At 73.1% G+C, this 16301-nt stretch carries 16 protein-coding genes; 6 read left to right on the top strand and 10 right to left on the bottom strand.

The genetic code is table 11. The annotated features are described in order from the left end of the window. Window positions 1–43: 43 nt before the first annotated feature. The 3 genes from BJ971_RS06395 to BJ971_RS06385 are packed head-to-tail and all read right to left on the bottom strand — an operon-like array spanning window position 44 to window position 3026. On the bottom strand, window positions 44–1549 hold the full coding sequence (locus BJ971_RS06395; RefSeq protein WP_184990699.1) for a tripartite tricarboxylate transporter permease: 1506 nt from the start codon (window positions 1547–1549) through the stop codon (window positions 44–46). Window positions 1550–1552: 3 nt separating this feature from the next. Further along, window positions 1553–2002, bottom strand: a complete 450-nt coding sequence (locus tag BJ971_RS06390) for a tripartite tricarboxylate transporter TctB family protein (RefSeq protein ID WP_184990697.1) — start codon at window positions 2000–2002, stop codon at window positions 1553–1555. A 1-nt stretch (window position 2003) separates the two neighbouring features. Then, window positions 2004–3026, bottom strand: a complete 1023-nt coding sequence (locus BJ971_RS06385) for a tripartite tricarboxylate transporter substrate-binding protein (RefSeq protein ID WP_203709310.1) — start codon at window positions 3024–3026, stop codon at window positions 2004–2006. Between the two features lie 97 nt (window positions 3027–3123). Here BJ971_RS06385 and BJ971_RS06380 point away from each other — a divergent pair, with 97 nt between their 5' ends. Continuing rightward, on the top strand, window positions 3124–3807 hold the full coding sequence (locus tag BJ971_RS06380) for a response regulator transcription factor (RefSeq protein ID WP_184990695.1): 684 nt from the start codon (window positions 3124–3126) through the stop codon (window positions 3805–3807). A gap of 6 nt (window positions 3808–3813) precedes the next feature. Further along, complete coding sequence (locus BJ971_RS06375; RefSeq protein ID WP_184990693.1) at window positions 3814–5220, top strand: sensor histidine kinase; 1407 nt, start codon at window positions 3814–3816, stop codon at window positions 5218–5220. 4 nt (window positions 5221–5224) lie between these two features. On the opposite strand, the gene BJ971_RS06370 is transcribed toward BJ971_RS06375, so the two are convergent. Further along, window positions 5225–6160, bottom strand: a complete 936-nt coding sequence (locus BJ971_RS06370; protein WP_184990691.1) for a TAXI family TRAP transporter solute-binding subunit — start codon at window positions 6158–6160, stop codon at window positions 5225–5227. A 70-nt stretch (window positions 6161–6230) separates the two neighbouring features. Between BJ971_RS06370 and BJ971_RS06365 the strand changes: the two genes are divergently transcribed. After that, window positions 6231–6797 (top strand): hypothetical protein, encoded by a 567-nt coding sequence (locus BJ971_RS06365; RefSeq protein WP_184990689.1) that lies wholly within the window; start codon window positions 6231–6233, stop codon window positions 6795–6797. A 64-nt stretch (window positions 6798–6861) separates the two neighbouring features. Here BJ971_RS06365 and BJ971_RS06360 read toward each other — a convergent pair whose 3' ends face one another. From BJ971_RS06360 to BJ971_RS06350, 3 genes are read right to left on the bottom strand one after another with little or no spacing between them, the layout of a single operon-like run. After that, window positions 6862–8724 carry an EAL domain-containing protein gene (locus BJ971_RS06360; protein ID WP_184990687.1) on the bottom strand — a complete coding sequence of 621 codons (1863 nt, stop codon included), beginning with the start codon at window positions 8722–8724 and terminating at the stop codon, window positions 6862–6864. Beyond that, on the bottom strand, window positions 8721–9296 hold the full coding sequence (locus BJ971_RS06355; protein WP_184990685.1) for an RNA polymerase sigma factor: 576 nt from the start codon (window positions 9294–9296) through the stop codon (window positions 8721–8723). The genes BJ971_RS06360 and BJ971_RS06355 overlap by 4 nt, the downstream gene beginning before the upstream one ends. Next, window positions 9293–9562: a hypothetical protein gene (locus tag BJ971_RS06350; protein ID WP_184990682.1), complete on the bottom strand. Its 270-nt coding sequence runs from the start codon at window positions 9560–9562 to the stop codon at window positions 9293–9295. The genes BJ971_RS06355 and BJ971_RS06350 overlap by 4 nt, the downstream gene beginning before the upstream one ends. Before the next feature lie 306 nt (window positions 9563–9868). On the opposite strand from BJ971_RS06350, the gene BJ971_RS06345 reads away from it, so the two are divergent. Next, window positions 9869–10321 carry a hypothetical protein gene (locus BJ971_RS06345; protein ID WP_184990680.1) on the top strand — a complete coding sequence of 151 codons (453 nt, stop codon included), beginning with the start codon at window positions 9869–9871 and terminating at the stop codon, window positions 10319–10321. Between the two features lie 35 nt (window positions 10322–10356). Here the strand turns inward: BJ971_RS06345 and BJ971_RS06340 are convergent, their stop codons facing one another. Further along, the gene (locus tag BJ971_RS06340) at window positions 10357–11088 is read right to left on the bottom strand and encodes a hypothetical protein (RefSeq protein WP_184990678.1); all 732 of its coding nucleotides are present in this window, start codon (window positions 11086–11088) and stop codon (window positions 10357–10359) included. Window positions 11089–11197: 109 nt separating this feature from the next. Continuing rightward, window positions 11198–14038, bottom strand: coding sequence for a helix-turn-helix transcriptional regulator (locus tag BJ971_RS06335; RefSeq protein WP_239087469.1), 2841 nt, complete (start codon window positions 14036–14038; stop codon window positions 11198–11200). Window positions 14039–14401: 363 nt separating this feature from the next. Here BJ971_RS06335 and BJ971_RS06330 point away from each other — a divergent pair, with 363 nt between their 5' ends. Both BJ971_RS06330 and BJ971_RS06325 read left to right on the top strand, forming a co-directional pair. Next, window positions 14402–14851 (top strand): hypothetical protein, encoded by a 450-nt coding sequence (locus BJ971_RS06330; protein WP_184990674.1) that lies wholly within the window; start codon window positions 14402–14404, stop codon window positions 14849–14851. Beyond that, window positions 14848–15630 carry a hypothetical protein gene (locus BJ971_RS06325; RefSeq protein ID WP_184990672.1) on the top strand — a complete coding sequence of 261 codons (783 nt, stop codon included), beginning with the start codon at window positions 14848–14850 and terminating at the stop codon, window positions 15628–15630. Before BJ971_RS06330 ends, BJ971_RS06325 begins: the two co-directional genes overlap by 4 nt. 6 nt (window positions 15631–15636) lie before the next feature. On the opposite strand, the gene BJ971_RS06320 is transcribed toward BJ971_RS06325, so the two are convergent. Next, window positions 15637–16236, bottom strand: coding sequence for a TetR/AcrR family transcriptional regulator (locus BJ971_RS06320; RefSeq protein WP_184990670.1), 600 nt, complete (start codon window positions 16234–16236; stop codon window positions 15637–15639). Window positions 16237–16301: the final 65 nt, after the last annotated feature.

The raw sequence follows: 16301 nt of genomic DNA, 5'->3' as shown, positions 1-16301 counted from the left end.
CGGTGGTGGTGAGGGCTGAGCTCAGATCCTAGTCGAGACCCGTCTATTCCTCCTCGGCGAACACGACCTCGCGCCGCCTGCGGATCGCCGGGAGGACGGTGATGACGAGTGCCGCCGCGGCCAGGGCCAGGAGCGCCGCGGAGATCGGCCGGGTCAGGAAGACCGAGGTGTCGCCGTGGGAGATGATGAGCGCCCGCCGCAGGTTCTTCTCCAGCAGCGGCCCGAGGACGAAGCCGAGCAGCAGCGGCGCCGGCTCGCAGCCGCATTTGATCAGGACGTAGCCCAGGATCCCGAACAGGGCGATCGCGTACACGTCGTAGGCGTTGAAACCCAGCGAGTACGTGCCGATCGCGGCGAACAGGATGATCATCGGGAACAGCACCTCGTACGGGATGCGCAGCATGCGTACCCAGATGCCGATCAGCGGCAGGTTCAGCAGCACGAGCAGCACGTTGCCGATCCACATCGACGCGATCAGGCCCCAGAACAGCGCCGGCTCGTCGTTTATGACGTTCGGCCCGGGTGTGATGCCGTGCACGATGAACGCGCCGACCATCAGCGCCATCACCGGGTGGGCGGGCAGGCCCAGGGTGAGCAGCGGGATGAACGACGTCTGCGCGGCGGCGTTGTTCGCCGACTCGGGGCCGGCCACGCCCTCGATCGCGCCGTGCCCGAACTCCTGCGGCCGCCGCGAGATCCGCTTCTCGACGACGTACGAGGTGAAGGATGCCAGCACGTGGCCGCCGCCGGGCAGCACGCCGAGGGCGGAGCCGAGGCCGGTGCCCCTCGCGATCGGGCCGACCATCCGGCGCCGGTCCTCGGCCGTCGGCCAGAGGTTGCGCACCTTGCCGACGATGGCCGTGCGGATCTGCCCGCTCTCCAGGTTGCGCAGGATCTCGGCGACCCCGAACATGCCGACGGCGACCGACACGAAGTCGATGCCGCCGTAGAGCTCGCGCTGCTCGAACACGAACCGCGGCGTACCGGTGTAGATGTCCTGTCCCACCGTGCCGAACAGGATGCCGAGCGCGATCATCGCCAGCGCCTTGAGCGCCGAGCCGCGGGCCAGCGCGATCGACACGATCAGGCCGAGCAGCACCAGCGAGAAGTACTCGGCCGGGCCGAACCGCAGGGCGACGCCGGCCAGCGGCGGGGCCGCGACGGCCAGCACGACCGTGGCCACCGTACCGGCGATGAAGGAGCCGATCGCGGCGACGGCCAGGGCCGGGCCGGCCCGGCCCTGGCGGGCCATCTCGTGGCCGTCGAGCGCGGTGACCGCGGCCGACGACTCGCCGGGGAGGTTGATCAGGATGGCGGTCGTCGAGCCGCCGTACTGTGCGCCGTAGTAGATGCCGGCCAGCATGATCAGCGCCGTGACCGGCTCGAAGTTGAAAGTGATCGGCAGCAGCATCGCCACCGTCGCGGTCGGCCCGATGCCGGGCAGCACGCCGACCGCCGTGCCGAGCAGTACTCCCAGGAAGCAGTAGAGGACGTTCTCGATCAGCAACGCCGTCGAGAAGCCCAGCGCGAGGTTGTCGAAGAGTTCCATGCCTCACGAGCCCCACAGCGGGATCCGCAGCTGGAGTCCGATGACGAAGATGAGGGTCGCGGCGACGGTCAGCCCGGCGGCGACGGCGACGGCCGTGAGCGGCCGCACCCGCGGGCTGGCCAGGGTGGCGAGCAGCGCGGTCACCGCCGAGGTCGGCACGAACCCGAGGCGCCGGATGGCGAATCCGAAGAACAGGATCGCGAGGACGATGGCGGCGACCGCGCGCCAGGGCACCGGCCCGAACGGGAGCACCTCGCCGGCGACCAGCCCCTTGACGATGATCGCCAGGCCGAGCGCGGCGACGATCGCCCCGACCAGCAGCGGGAAGTAGCCGGGGCCCATCCGCACGGGGTCGCCCAGCCGGTAGCCGAGCGACCCCACCACGAAGGCGCCGCCGATCACGACGAAGAGGCTCCCGGCGAGGATGTCCGGGACGGACCGTCGGCGTTCCACCTCAGGAGGCCTTGACCCCGGCGTCGGAGATGACCTTCGCCCAGGTGCCGAGCTGCTCCTCGAGGTGGGCCCGGTGCGCCTGCGGTGTCGCGTCCGCGGCCGGGACCGGCGCGGTGCCGAGCTTCGCCATCGCGTCGATGACCGCCTGGTCGGCCAGCGCCACCTTCAGCGCGTCGGACAATTTCTGTACGACCTCGGGCGGCGTTCCGTCCGGGACGTAGAGGCCGTGCCAGACGCTGACCTGTAGCTGAGGCATCCCCGCCTCGGCCGTGGTCGGCAGGTCGGGCAGGCTCTTCACCCGCTCCGGTGTGGTGACCGCGTACGCCTTCACCGCGCCGGCGGAGATCTGGCCGGTGGTGTTCGTCGTCTGGTCGCACATGAAGTCGACCTGGCCGCCGACGAGGTCGGTCAGGGCGGGGCCGGTCCCCTCGTACGGGACCTCCTGGAGCTTGACGCCGGCGGCGGACTGGAACAGCAGGCCGCACAGGTGCGACGCGGCGCCGATGCCGGCGTTGGCCAGGGTGACCTTGGCGGCGTTCGCCTTCACGTAGGTCACCAGGTCCTGGAACGTGGCGGGCTCGAAGTCCTTGCGGGCGACGATCGTCATCGGCACCTCGGTGACGAGCCCGACCGTCTCGAAGTCCTCGAGCGGCTGGTAGCCCAGGTCCTTGTACAGGGCGGGCGCCGTGGACATGCCGATGTGGTGCATCAGCACCGTGTAGCCGTCGGGTTCGGCCCGCGCGACCTCGCCGGCGCCGACCGTGCCGCCCGCGCCCTCGACGTTCTGGACGACGATCTTGCCGCCGAGCGCCTTCGCCATCGGCTCGGAGATCATCCGGGTGACGGTGTCCGTCGGGCCGCCGGCGCTGAACGGCACGACGATGGTGATGTTCTGGTCCGGGTAGCCGGCCGCCCCGCCGTCGCCCCCGGTGCCGCCGTCGTCGGAACACGCGGCGACGAGCGAGACGACGCCGACCGCGGCGAACACCCGCGCGGCGAGCCGGTGCCTGCTGATCATTCTCATGGTGCGGCCTCCTGGTTCGATGCGGGCATCGCCTCAGTCTTGACCGGCGAGAACGCGGGTGGTGTCAGAGGAATCCCAAGAACTAGAATCTGCCGGTATGCGGATTACCGTCATCGAGGATGACGACCGCGTGGCGCGGGGTCTGGTGACCGTTCTGGCCCAGGCCGGCTTCGAGGTGCACCGCGCCGCCACCGCCGCGGAGGCCGCGGTGGCCGCACCGTCCGAAGTGGTGCTCGTCGATCTCGGCCTGCCCGACGGCGACGGGCTCGACGTGATTCGCCGGCTGCGTGACCGGCCGGAGACCGCCGTCATCGTCGTGACCGCGCGGTCGGAGGAGCACGAGCGGGTCCGCGGCCTTCGCGCCGGCGCCGACGACTACATCGTCAAACCGTTCGGCGTCGCCGAGCTGCTGGCCCGGATCGACGCCGTCCTGCGGCGCACCCGGGGCGCCCGGGCCCTGTGCCACCCGGGCGAGCCGCTCGTCCTCGGCCCGATGCGCATCGGGGTCGGCACCCGCGAGGTCACCGTCGGCGGCACGCCGGTCGCGCTCACCCGCAAGGAGTTCGAGCTGCTCCTGCTGCTGGCCCGGCGGGCGCCGAACGTGGTCAGCCGCGACGTCATCATCGACCAGATCTGGGGCGCGACCTGGGAGTCCACCACCCGCACCCTGGACACCCACATCGCGGCGTTGCGGCACAAGCTCGGCCGGGGCGGGCTCATCCGCACCGTACACGGGGTGGGCTATCGGCTCCTGGCCGACCAGCCGGAGCTGATCGGCTAGGCCGCCGTGCACCGCCGGCTGCTCATCGTCCTTGTCCCCCTCGCCGTGCTGCTCGTCGCGGCGCTCGGGGTGCCGCTCAGCGTCACCGTCGCCGAGCGGGAGATGCAGGAGGTCTACGTCGACCGGCTGGGCGACATCGACCGGTTCGCGTCCCTGGCCGAGACGGCGCTGTCGACCGGGCGGACCGAGGCGCTCGACCAGGAGCTGACCCGCTATCACGAGCTGTACGGCATCCCGGTCGCGGTCATCGACACGTCCGGCTCGGTGCTGGTCGGTCCGGCCGGCGCGTACCGGGAGGCGGCGCGGTCCGAGCCGGCGCTGCCCCGGACCGTGACCGCGGCGCTGGCCGGTGCGAGGTCCGAGCCGTCCGGGGAGTGGGCGCCGTGGCACGACTCCGCGCTGGTGGTCGCGGAGCCGGTCGGCCGCGACAGCGAGGTCGTCGGCGCCGTGGTGACGATCTCCGACCTGTCGCGGACGCGCGATCGCATCCTGGTGCGCTGGGCGCAGCTCGCCGGGCTCGGGCTGCTGCCGCTGATCGCCCTGGTCGCCGTCGCCTGGCCGGTGTCGGCGTGGGTGCTGCGGCCGGTGCGGGAGCTGGACGCGGCGACCTCGCGGATCTCCCGGGGCGACCTTACGACCCGCGCGGACGCGGAGGCCGGCCCGGCCGAGCTGCGGCGGCTGGCGGGGTCGTTCAACACCATGATGGACGCGGTCGAGAACGCCGCGCAGCGCCAGCGTGCCTTCGTCTCCGACGCGTCGCACCAGCTACGAAACCCGCTGACCAGCCTCCGGCTCGCCGTGGAGAGCCTCGAACCGCATCTGTCGCCGGCCGGCGAGGGCCGGCAGGTCTACGACGTCGCCGTCGACGAGATGACGGCGATGCAGCGGATGCTCAACGCGCTGCAGGCCAGTGCGCGGATGGAGAGCATGCGGACCGCCTCGCCGGTGGAGCTGGACGCGGTGCTGGCGATCCGGCTGGGCCGCTGGCGTGCGCTGACGGCGATGGCGGGCAAGACGCTGGCGGTCGACGTGCCGCCCGGGCTGTGGTTGCTGGAGCCGCCGGGCGGGCTGGGCAGCGTCCTCGACGAGTTGATCAGCAACGCGCTGCGGCTGTCGGACGCGCGGGCGGTCGAGGTGAGCGCCGAGGCCGCCGGGGGCGTCGTGATGATCGCGGTCCGGGACGACGGCCGGGGTCTTCCCGCGTCCGAGCGGGCGCAGGCGCTGTGGCGGTTCTGGCGGTCGCCGCGGCACCAGAACGTGCCCGGTACCGGCCTGGGGCTGGCGATCTGCGCCGACCTGGTCGGGACGGCCGGTGGCGAGCTGCGGCTGGAGGAGGGCCTGCCGCGTGCGGACTCCTCCGGGCACGGCTTCGCGGCCGTGGTCACCCTGCCCGCCGTACCGGATCCGGCGTAGCCGGTCAGCGCTTGCGGTCCCGGAACCAGGCCGCCGCGCCCGGATGGAGCGGGATCGAGGCCGTGGAGATTCCGGTACGCACATTGATCTGCCACGCCTCCGGCACGGCCTCGGCGCCGGACGCGATCGAGCCGGTGTGCACGAAGATGGTCTCGGTGATGGAGTAGACCAGGTCGTGGGGCAGGTCGTTGCGCGCGAGCAGCACGTTCGGCACGGCGACGGTGCGGGTGGCCGGCACCCCGGCGTAGGCGGTCGCCGAGATCGTGGCCGGGGTGTATGAGCTGGGGTACGCCGTGACGAGCGCGTCCGCCTGCCCGCCCAGCGGGATCAGCCGGACCGGATGCCGCTGCGCCAGGTCCGCGATCGCGGGCGTCGGCACGCCGGTCAGGGAGAACATCGCGTCGAGCCCGCCGTCGCGCAGCGCCGCCGCCGACTCGGCCTGGCTCAGGTACCGGCCGTCGACGTTCACGCGTCCGAGCTTGAGCACCCGCAGCGAGGTGAACTCGGTGCCCGAGTCCCGCGCGCCCAGCGAGACGCGCCTGCCCTCGACGTCCCCGAAATCGTCGATGTCCGAGCCGGCCATGACCACGAGGTGCAGGTGGCTGTCGTAGAGCCGGCACACCGCGGACAGCCCCTCGGGCACGCTGCCGTCTGCGGTGACCGCCGCGTCCAGGCTCGACAGTCCGAGGTGCACCTCGCCGGCCCGCAGCATCCGGATGTTGTCCGTGGAAGCCCCGCTCGGCACGGTGGTCACCGTGACGCCCGGCACCTGCTCGGTGATGCGTTCGGCAAGCGCGCCGCCGATGCGCCGATACACCGCGCCCGCCGGCCCGGTGGCCAGCCGCAGCCGGACCTCGCCGGCCTCGGGCTGCCGGGAGCAGCCCGCGAGCAGACCTCCGGCAGCCAGCAGCACCACCCGCCGGCTGAGCGGTAGCACCATGCTCAGATGGTACGGACAAACAGCTCGGTGTCACCGCCGACGATCAGCACACGATGGGAGCACTGCGACGATGACTCCACAGGTTCTGGCCGCGTTGATCGGAGCCGTCGGCGTGCTGTCCGGTGTGGTCGCCGGCTCCCTGTTCTCGGCCGGGTATCAACGGCGGGCGCTGGCCCGCGAGCACGCGGCGCGGTCGAACGACGAGCGCCGGAAGATCTTCGCCGCCTTCCTCACCTCGGCCCGGGAATGGCGTTCGGCCCTGCTGTCGCCCCGATCCAAGGTGATGGACGCGTCCGCGGTCTCCCCCCGCCGCCACGTCGACGGCGGACAGGCGGTCACCCGGACGTTCGGGCTGCGCTCCGAGGTAGCACTCGTCGCGCATCCACCGACGATCCGTGCGGCCTTCGCACTGGTCAAGGCCGTCGGTGCGCTGGCAGAGGGCGCCGCGCAGTACCGGGACGCGGTGGCGGCGGACGCCACCTTTCCGGGCGACCTCGTCGTAGCGTGCCGGGTGGCGGAGGTCGAGTTCACCGTGGCCGCTCGCGAGGAACTGGGCTTCGCCGGCTTCGATACCGAGCTGCGGGAGATCTTCCTCGGCGTCGGCCGGACTCCGCTGCCTGTGGAGGCGAGCGGCTGACGGGCTTGGAAGCCGGCTTCCCGACAGGGAGGGCCGGCACCTCCCCGGTGCCGGCCCTCGTGGCTCAGCCGGTGGCCCGCTCCGCCGCCGCGGAGCGCGCGGGCGCCTCGGCCGCGACCGGCGTACCCGCCATGGGCAGCGGCCGCGCGATGGCGTACCCCTGTGCGAAGTCGAGGCCCATGTCGCGGAGCAGTTCCACCGTCGCGGCGTCCTCGGCGAACTCCGCGGCCGTCCGTACGCCGAGTTCCCGGCACATCTGCACCACGTGCCGGACGGCGATGCGGTCGAACGCCGAGCGGCGCAGCCCGGTCACGAAGTCACCATCGATCTTGACCAGGTCGATCGGCAGGTACTTGAGCAGCATCAGCGACGAGTGCCCGGTGCCGAAGTCGTCGAGGGCGAGCCCGCAGCCCCGGCTGCGCACCCCGGCCGCGAACTCGGCCGCGGCGGCGAGGTTGTCGACGGCCGCCGACTCGGTGATCTCGAACGTGATCGTCCGCGGGTCGACGCCGTAACGGTCGAGGGCCTCGATCACGAACTCGGCGAGCCCCGGCCGGGACAGCGTGCGCCCGGAGAGATTGATCTGGTGGTGCGAGGTCTGCGGCCCCTGCCCGATCAGCGCCAGGCTGTGCTCGACCACCCACTGGTCGACTGCCCCGATCTGGTCGTAGCGTTCCGCGACGGCCAGGAAGGCCGCCGGCAGCTCCGGGCGTCCGTTATCGTCGAGGACCCGGACCAGGATCTCGTGCCGGGTGATCTCGTTGAGGGCCAGGTCGAGGATGGCCTGTGCGTGGAGGCAGAGGCGGTCGTCGGCGACCATCGCCGCGATCATCCGGCGGGTGGCGGCCTCCCGCGTGCCGGCCTCCCGGGGGCCGGGCAGCTCGGCCGGCATGTCGCCGCCGCGCCGACCCTCCCGCCAGGCCCAGCCCGCGTCGAGCAGGAGGTCCTGGCCGCTGGCCCGGTCCGCGCGGGCGAACGGCACCAGGGCGGCCCACGCGCGCAGCCGCACCCCGGTGGAGATCGTCAGGGTCGGGCGCTGATGCAGGCATTCCAGCACCGCCCCGGCCACCGCCCGCGCGTGCCCGACGTCGCCCAGCACCATGCCGAACTCGCCGGAGCCCAGCGCACCGCAGAGGTCGCCGCTGTCGGTGATCTCGTCGAGGATGCGCGCGACCGTCCGGGCCACCTGCTCGCTCTGCGCCTCGGACAGCGCCCGGTCGGGTTCCACGGCCACGACGAGCAGCGTGCCCTGCCCGCCGCGGGCCACCCGGTCCAGTTCGTCGGTGAACCGGTCCCGGCCGAGCATGCCGCTGACCGGGTCGCGGCCGGGCAGGTCGGCGGCCTCGGTCTCGCGCCGCCGGCGGCGGCGGTCGATCTCCTGCCGTTCGAGCTCCTGGCCGGTGATGTCCCGGACGGTCGCCACGATGCCGGTCGGCTCCCGGCCGTCGTCGCTGAGCAGCTCCACCAGGCAGCCGGCGTACCGCATGGCGCCGTCCGCGCGCAGCACCCGGAAGCTGAACTCCTGCGGAACCTGGTCACGCCAGCCCTGCTCCACCAGCTCCTTGACCCGGGTGAAGTCCTCCTGGTGCACCCCCTTGATCAGGGTGTCGACCGGGAGATGCGTGGTCACGGCCGGGTAGCCGAACAGCCGCGACATCTCGTCCGACCAGGTCAGCTCGCCGGTCGCCGTCGTCCACTTGATCCAGCCGGTCTTGGCCGACTGCGCCGCCCGGGTGATCCGGGTCGCCTCGTCGGCGTCGGGGGCCAGCACGTCCTCCACGTCGAGGTCGCCGAGCAGGTTGCGGCCCTCGGCGGTCGCCTCGGCGTGTTCCCGCAGCACCCGCTCGGCGGCCCGGCGGGCCCGGGCCCGGTCCAGGGACGAAGGCGTACGGGCGGCCGCGAGCTCGAGGATGTCGTCGAGGTTCATGTGCGCCTCCGCCCGGCCGGGGTGATGAATCCGTCCGCCTCCGCGAGCTGCTGGAGCTTCCTGCGGGCCTTCTTCTTGGTGTCGCGGACGGTGTTGTGCGAGATTCCGAGCTCGAGGGCGACGGTCCGGTCGGGCAGGCCCGCGAGCGACATGCTGATCACCTCGCCCATCCTGGTGGGCAGCAGCTGGATCCATCCGGCGAGCCGCTCGTCGGCCTCCTCCGGGTCGGTCGGTGCGGGAATCTCGGGCATGCTGAGGTCGTCGAAGAACAGGACCCGTCGCCGGCCGCGACTACCCTGGTGGTCCCGCAGGATGTTGCGGGCGACCCGCAGGGTCCAGGCCCGCGGATCCCGGTAGTCCTGCACGTCCGCCCACTTGTCCCGGAGCGCCATCAGGGCCTCCTGAGTCACGTCCTCCACCATCCCGCCGTCCGCCTCCAGCCGGCGCAGGAACCGCTTGACCGTCAGGTGGTGCTCGTGGACGAAGCCGGTGAACGTCGCGTCCAGCGCCGCCGTGCGAAGCTTCGCGGCCGTGGCGGCGTCGTCGCCTGCCCGCGAGTGCAGGATGCTCACGCCGCTTCCTTCCGGGAGCCGCCGGCCGGGCCGCGCATCTCCACCACGCGGTGGCCGTCCTGGTCCTTCTCGTCGATGAGAACCGTCTCGTGCCGCCTGGCGATCCGGGCCAGGCCCGTGGCGCGCGCGACGGCCCGGGCCGACCGCTCGCGTTCCACCTGAAGTCTTGTGCGGTGGCGGATCCAGGCGCGTACCAGGCCGCTGAGGCCGAGCCCGCCGACAACCGCAACGGCTGCGCTGAGCAGCTCTCCGCTGATGTGCTCCACCGGTTCTCCCGCTCGTACTCCGGCCCTCCTTGAGGGGCCGCTGATCACTACTCTCTGTGGGTATGCCGAATGTAGGGGTGTGACCGTGTGCCAGGTTCCGTCGAAGATCGCCAGCACGCGGCCGACCTGGGGTACGGCGGATGATCGTGCACTCCAAACTGGACGAATGGGGGAAGAATCCAACCGGCGAGTACCGTGATCAGAATTTGACTCAACGTAATCAGCTGGCCTTCGGCCGGCCGCGGTAGGGGTGCCAGGCCGCTCTACAGTTGTGGATCTCAGACCGCCCGGCGGAGGGAATGGCTCATGGAGGTGGCGATCGCGCGACGTAGCGTCGCGCATCGACGCTCGGACGACTATGCGCTCACCGCCGTCCGGGGTCCCCGGCCGGAGACCGGCCGGACCACCGCCCTGGTCGAGTGCGAGCACTGCGGGCAGGCGGTGGCGTGCCGGGTCTACAGCGTGGCGGACACCCAACGGATGCGCGCCCGCTGGCGGCTGGTCACGGTCCTCAGCGCCGTCGCGGTCGTCGCCATAATCGTCGCGTTCACGATCATTATCGCCGGCAAGGTGCCGAACGAACCGACACCGCAACCGGAGGCGACCCTGCTCGGCCTCTCCGGCCTCGCGGCGGCCCTCGGCGTCCTGCTGAGCATCCGCGCCCGCCGCCTCGCGCGGGAGGAGGACGGCGTCCGCCTGGCGGCCTGGTTCGGCACGCATCGCCTGCGCTGGAGCTCGATCATCCGGGACGACCAGTAGCGTGTCCCGGCCCGTCGCCGGGCCGGGACACCTGGCTACACGGCGGAGTACTGGCTGTACAGCGCCGAGAGCGCGGCCTGGGTCACCGCGCCGCCGCCGGAGGTCGCGGATCCGGACAGCTGGTTGTCGAACGTCAGCCGGGAGACCGGATTGTCCTGCTCCCGGACGGGGCCGGCGATGATCTTGTCGGCCAGGCCGGCGGCCTGGTCGGCGGTCAGCGACGAGTCGGCCTCGGTCAGGGCCGCGGTCAGGGTGGTCCGCAGCGTGTCGGCGTCCATCCCGTACGCGGCCGCGACGTCGGTCAGGCTCGTGCCGCTCTGCAGTTCCGAGGTGAGGTCGTCCTCGTCGATGCCGAGGGTCTCGGCCAGCGACTCCATGGCGGCGCCGGCCGCGGGCGGCGGGCCGCCGTGGCCTCCGGGCGGCGGACCGGCCGGGCCACCGGGCGGCGGCCCGCCCTGCGCACCACCCTGCGGTCCGGCGACGATCCGCTCGGCCAGCTCCGTGGCCTTCTCCGCCGACAGCGACGGGTTCGCGCTGCTCAGCGTGCCGCTGATCGCCGAGGTCAGCGTGTCGCTGTCGACACCCTTGCTCTGCGCCAGCGAGGACATGCTCTGCCCACTCCGGAGCGCGGTACGCAGATCGACGGCGCTCATGCCGAGGGTCTCCGCCGCGGTGTCGATCGCCTTGCGCATGTTGCCGTCGCCGGACCGTTGTGCCGGCCAGCTCACACTGCTCTGGCCGGTGCCGCTCAACGCGGTGATGCTCATGTTCACTCCTGGTTGCCGTTCGTGTCGGACGGCGAACCCATCGGTGCACCTGCCCACGCCGGTGAGCGATTCACAGGCACGCACAGCAAGTCACAGGCTGCTGACAGCCTCAGCGGGCCAGGCGGCTGACCGCGGCGGCGCGGCCGGTGACGCCGAGCTTGGTGTAGATCCGCGACACGTGCGTCTCGACGGTGCGCACGCTCACGTACAGCTCGGCGGCGATCTCGGCGTTGGACATGCCGGCCGCGATCAGCACCGCGATCTCGCTCTCGCGCCGGGTGAGCTCCGCCGCACCGGGCGCGGCCGTCGGCGGCACGTCCGGCCGCAGCCGCCGGGACAGGCGCCGGATCGCCGTGTGAAGGTCCTCGGCGTCCGTGTGCTCGCCGAGCTCCGCGGCCCGGGCGAGGGCGGCCAGCGCCGCCGGCTCGTCGCCCGCGGCCAGGCGCAGGGTGCCCGCCGTCAGCCAGGCCCGGCCCGCCACCAGCGGCAGCTCCGCCTCGGCCAGCAGGGCGGCGGCCCGCTCGGCGAGCTCGGCACCGCCGGCCCGGTCGTCGGCGCCGACCGGGAAGGCCCGCGCCAGCAGCGCCAGCGCCGGCCCGGCCCGGTGCCCGGAGCCGGCGATCCGGTCGGCCAGGTCCGCCCAGTGCCGCGGCGACTCGGGCTCGCCGGCCTTCGCGGCGATCTCGCTGAGCACGGTGCAGGCGATCAGCCGGTTGTGCGGGTACAGCGCGGTCAGCTCGGGTCCGCCGCCGGCGGCCACCAGGTCGGCCGCGCCGCGCCGCACGTCACCGGCCGCGACCCGGCTGAACGCCAGGATCGCCCGGGCGGTCGCGAGCCAGCCGCGGCTCACCGACGCCGCCGCGACCGACTGCTCGCCCGTCGCGATCGCCGCCGCGTAGTCGCCGGCGCAGCGGTGCAGCCAGCTCTGGGTCAGCAGCGCGAGCGCCAGCGGCTCGGCGGCGGCGAGCAGCCGCGAGATGGCGAGGGCCTCCTCGGCGGCTCGCTTCGCGTCGCCGATCCGGCCCAGCCGGGCCTGCATCAGCGCCTGCATGGCCAGCAGGTACGGCAGCACGAAGCTCTGTCCAGCCTGTACGGCGATCTGCCGGCAGCGCAGCAGGCGGCGCAGCGAGTCGCGCGGACCCTGCGCCTCGAGCCCGGTCCAGCAGAGCCAGGCGACGACCTCGAACCGGCAGGCGATGTCGTCGTCGCTGAGCGTGTCCAGCAGGTCGGCCGCCGGGCGCGGCTCGCCGGACCGGTCCGCCGGCCCCGCCGCGTACCCGGTCATCGGCCGCATGGCGCGCGCGATCGCGACGGCCGTGCCGCCCGGTGCCCGCGCGATGACCTGGCACAGGCGCTCGTCGGCCTCGACGAGCCGGCCGCGCATCAGGGCATAGGTGGCGATCTGGAGCAGCACATCCGAGTTGTCCGCGTCGGGCCGGTGGTCCAGCTCCGCGGTGAGCAGCGCCTGCGCCTCGTCGTGCCGGCCGAGCAGCCGGATCAGCACGCCGGTGTACGCCACGGCCGTCGCCCGGGCGGGGTGCCCGGCCGGCAGCAGCTCGTCGAGGACCACGCCCATCGCCTGCCGCGCCTCGGCGAGGTTCCCGCTCGCCGCGTGCCGTTCGGCAAGGTAGGTGAGCAGCTCGGCGCGGGCCGGCAGCCCGGCGCCGGTGGTATCGCCGGGCACCAGGCGCAGCGCGGTCCGCAGCCACTCGGCCGCGGTGGCGGGCGCCTGCGCGCCGACCGCCCGGGCCGCCGAGACCAGGGTGACGGCCGCGGCGGCGTCACCGACCGCCGCCGACCGGGCGACATGGTGCGCCCGGGCCCGCGGCGGCGCGCCCACCCGCTCCAGGTGCGCCGCGGCCCGCGCGTGCGCGCCGAGCCGCCACCCGGCGGCGGCCGACGCGTACACGACGTGCCGCACGAGCGGATGCCGGAAGCGGAACCGGCCGGTGCCGGCCACCACCTGGACGAGGTCGCGGGCCACCAGCTCGTCCAGGCAGCGCAGCACGGCCGGCATCGGCAGCTCGGCCACCTCGGCGAGCAGCGCCGGCTCGCACTCGTCGCCGCCGACGGCGGCGGCGGAGGCCAGCAGGCGGCTGTCCGGCCCGACGGATTCCCACTCCGCGCCGAGCGCGGCCCGCACCTCGGCGGGCAAGGCTGCCAGCGCGGGGTCGGGGTCGTCGCGGGTACGGGCGGCGCCGAGCGCGGTGGTGCCGCAGCGGCGCAGCGCGTCGAGGTACAGCGGGTTTCCCCCGCTCAGGCGGTAGAGGTACGCCGCGTCGCGGGCGTCCGCGCCGGGCCCGAGCAGCAGGGTCGCGTCCGCCTGCTGCAACGGCGCCAGCGCCAGCCGGCGGTGCGACCGCCCGGCGTGGCCGGCGGCGAGCGCGGCGGCCAGCCGGGGCGGCGCCTGCGCCGGCCGGTAGGCGAGCGCCAGCACCACCGGGCCGGCGGGCGGGCGGCGCAGCAGGTAGTCGATGAGGTCCGTGGTCGCCGGGTCGCACCAGTGCACGTCGTCGAGGATGAGCAACAGCCCGTCCGGCTCGGCGATGGTCTCGAGCAGCCGGCGCAGCGCCCGCAGCGTCCGATAGCGCTCGGCGGCGCCACCGGACGAGGCCGGCGGCGCGCCCGGCCCGGCCCGCAGGCCGTCGAGGATCTCGCCGAGCCGCAACACGTCGTCGCCGGACAGCCCGGCGCGCAGGGCCTCGCCGTGCAGGCGTACGTGGTCGTCCAGCGCCTCGGTCAGCAGCGCGAACGGCATCTCGGACTCGAACTCGGTGGCGCGGCCGGTGAGCGTCAGCAGCTTGCTGTCCCGGGCGTACCCGGCCAGCTCGGCGAGCAGGCGGGTCTTGCCGATGCCGGGCTCGCCGACGACCTCGATCACCTGTGCGCCGTCGCCGAGGGAGTCCAGCGCCTCGGTGACCGTGCGCCACTCGGCCTCCCGGCCGATCATCGACTGCACGCCGGCCGCCCTCCTCCCCCACGCCACGGGCCGCCATTCTTGCAGCACCAGGCCAATGGCCGGGCGTGGGGGCGCATATTCGGGAAGGGACGACGGGAGGGAAAGGGAACGACAAGCGCCAATGTCGCGGCCCCGGCGGCACTTACGGGCCGTTCGTTCAACTCTGCGAAACGACAGCTAACGCATCCGCGAGGGTTCAATCGACGGGTGTCGGATTACAGACCCGGGAGACACCCGTTCGAGCCTTCCGATCATGGGCCGGGATCCCGATGCTGATCCGGTCCCTGCAACGCTCCGTAATCGGTGAAGGGGAGAGCGAGCACGTGGCAGGCGCCAGTCGAGCACTCTCCGTAGATGGAAACGCCATCAGACCGCGGGGACCGAGGCGACCGCCTCAATCACATCAAGGCTGTGAAGGGTGCACCCGCAATGCCATTGAGGAATGAGCGATGGATCTGGGCCGGACGTGGTGCCTTCGGTGTCATCGTCATAGCGCTGGCGGCCTACCTCGCCACGACCGGACTCGACAAAGCGGACAAGATCGCCGGCAGCATCGGCGCGGTCCTCGCGCTGGCCGCCCTGTGCGCGCCGTATCTGTTGCCCCGGCCGGGAGAAGCGTCCACGTCGGAAACGAACCGGGTCGAGGGCTCCGGCGATGCCACCGCGGTCCGGGGCGGAGCGGCCAACACGGGAGTCCAGATCACCGGCGGCGGACCCGCGCACGTCACGCGGTCCGGAAACGCCCACGCCGAGGGACGGGGCTCGATCGCGAACACCGGCGTGTGGCGCGGGGCCGACCGGTGACCACCACCGACGAGACCACACCGCAGTCCGAGGCCGCCGTCACCGGCTCCGGTAACGCCACCGCCGCCTCGGGTGGCATCGCGAGCACCGGCGCCATTGTCTTCAAGTTCGCGAACGCGTCCCCGCAGGAGAAGACGGCGGGACGATTCGTGGCGTACGCGTTCGCCATGACGATCCTCCTGCTCGTGGCCTGGCTTGTCTGGAGGCAGGTCCAGGCTCCCGACCTGGCGGTCTCCGCCGCGCCGCTGGGATCGGCGCCCGCGGACGTCCGGGCCGGCCTTCCGGTCCAGCCGTCCGGCACCGGCGAGGACCCCGGAGCCGGTAACGCCGCCGCCCCCGGTCCCCGGGCTCCCGATCCCACGACCGGCGGGTCCCGACGGACCTCCCCCGACGCGTCACCGTCACCGTCCAAGGCGGTCCAGCCGGCCGTCACGCAGAAATGCACCGGGCGGCTCGCTCTTCGGGCCGGAATGAGCGCGGACCTGGCGACCTGCACGGCGAGCAGCGGGGGCGCCTCCGCGGACCTGCTGTTCACCAGCGCGGGGATCGATGTGAGAGACGGCATCAAGACGCGACAGGCGGGCAAGAACGGATCGGATACGGCCACCAACTACGACACCTGCAACGGTCTGTTCCTCTACCCGGGCCATCCGGACGCCGAGGTCCCGATCACGACGGCCGCCTGCCTGAGGTCGGACCGGAGCGTCGCCTACATCGACATCATCGAGAGGGACTCCACGCACATTGTCGTGAACCTCCTCGCCTGGAAGCTGCGGTGATTCCGGCTACCGGCCGGACGGGGTGATCAGGGTCCGGGCGGCCGCGCAGGCCCGGGCGGCGACGTCGTCGACGTTGTTGGACTTGCGGGCGAAGAAGCCCTCGGCGTACAGCGAGGTGTAGCCGTGTGCGACGGCGAGGGTCGCCTCGATCAGCAGGACGGCCGCCTCGTACGAGCTGGGGCCGGTCGCCGCGGCCAGGTCGAGCAGCGTGGTCATCAGCGCACGGGTCTGCTCGGCGCGGGCGTCGTCCGCGAGGCCGTACAGCTCGGCGGCGTAGATGACGTGGATGCCGGCGCCGGTGCCGGCCACGTACCGGACATAGGCGCCCGCCGCCGCGGCCAGGCGGTCGGCCGGGTCGGGGCCCGCCGCCTCGGCGGCGTCGGCGATCGCGGCGCGCAGGTCGCGGGCGGCCGCGGCCGAGACCGCGCCGAGCAGGCGGGAGCGGTCCGGGAAGTGCCGGTACGGCGCGGCCGAGCTGACGCCCAGCCGGCGGGCGACCGCGGCGACCGAGAAGCGTTCGAGTCCCTGCTCGGCGAGCAGGGTGAAGCTGGTGTCGATCAGCGCCGCGCGGAGGTCACCGTGGTGGTAGCTCCGTTCCGCCGACATACCCGCCTCCCCGCTTGCCGCCGTGTAAGTTACCTCTTACATTAGCAAGTGATAGCCCTCTTACA

It is taken from the genome of Amorphoplanes digitatis (assembly GCF_014205335.1).
Lineage (GTDB): Bacteria > Actinomycetota > Actinomycetes > Mycobacteriales > Micromonosporaceae > Actinoplanes > Actinoplanes digitatus.
This window is presented reverse-complemented; position numbering and strand designations above follow the sequence as displayed.

Coding starts and splice junctions, on each gene's coding strand:
- BJ971_RS06395 (WP_184990699.1), bottom strand. CDS start 1,549: ATGGAACTCTTCGACAACCTCGCGCTGGGCTTCTCGACGGCGTTGCTG.
- BJ971_RS06385 (WP_203709310.1), bottom strand. CDS start 3,026: ATGAGAATGATCAGCAGGCACCGGCTCGCCGCGCGGGTGTTCGCCGCG.
- BJ971_RS06380 (WP_184990695.1), top strand. CDS start 3,124: ATGCGGATTACCGTCATCGAGGATGACGACCGCGTGGCGCGGGGTCTG.
- BJ971_RS06370 (WP_184990691.1), bottom strand. CDS start 6,160: ATGGTGCTACCGCTCAGCCGGCGGGTGGTGCTGCTGGCTGCCGGAGGT.
- BJ971_RS06365 (WP_184990689.1), top strand. CDS start 6,231: ATGACTCCACAGGTTCTGGCCGCGTTGATCGGAGCCGTCGGCGTGCTG.
- BJ971_RS06360 (WP_184990687.1), bottom strand. CDS start 8,724: ATGAACCTCGACGACATCCTCGAGCTCGCGGCCGCCCGTACGCCTTCG.
- BJ971_RS06345 (WP_184990680.1), top strand. CDS start 9,869: ATGGAGGTGGCGATCGCGCGACGTAGCGTCGCGCATCGACGCTCGGAC.
- BJ971_RS06340 (WP_184990678.1), bottom strand. CDS start 11,088: ATGAGCATCACCGCGTTGAGCGGCACCGGCCAGAGCAGTGTGAGCTGG.
- BJ971_RS06335 (WP_239087469.1), bottom strand. CDS start 14,038: ATGATCGGCCGGGAGGCCGAGTGGCGCACGGTCACCGAGGCGCTGGAC.
- BJ971_RS06330 (WP_184990674.1), top strand. CDS start 14,402: ATGGAAACGCCATCAGACCGCGGGGACCGAGGCGACCGCCTCAATCAC.
- BJ971_RS06320 (WP_184990670.1), bottom strand. CDS start 16,236: ATGTCGGCGGAACGGAGCTACCACCACGGTGACCTCCGCGCGGCGCTG.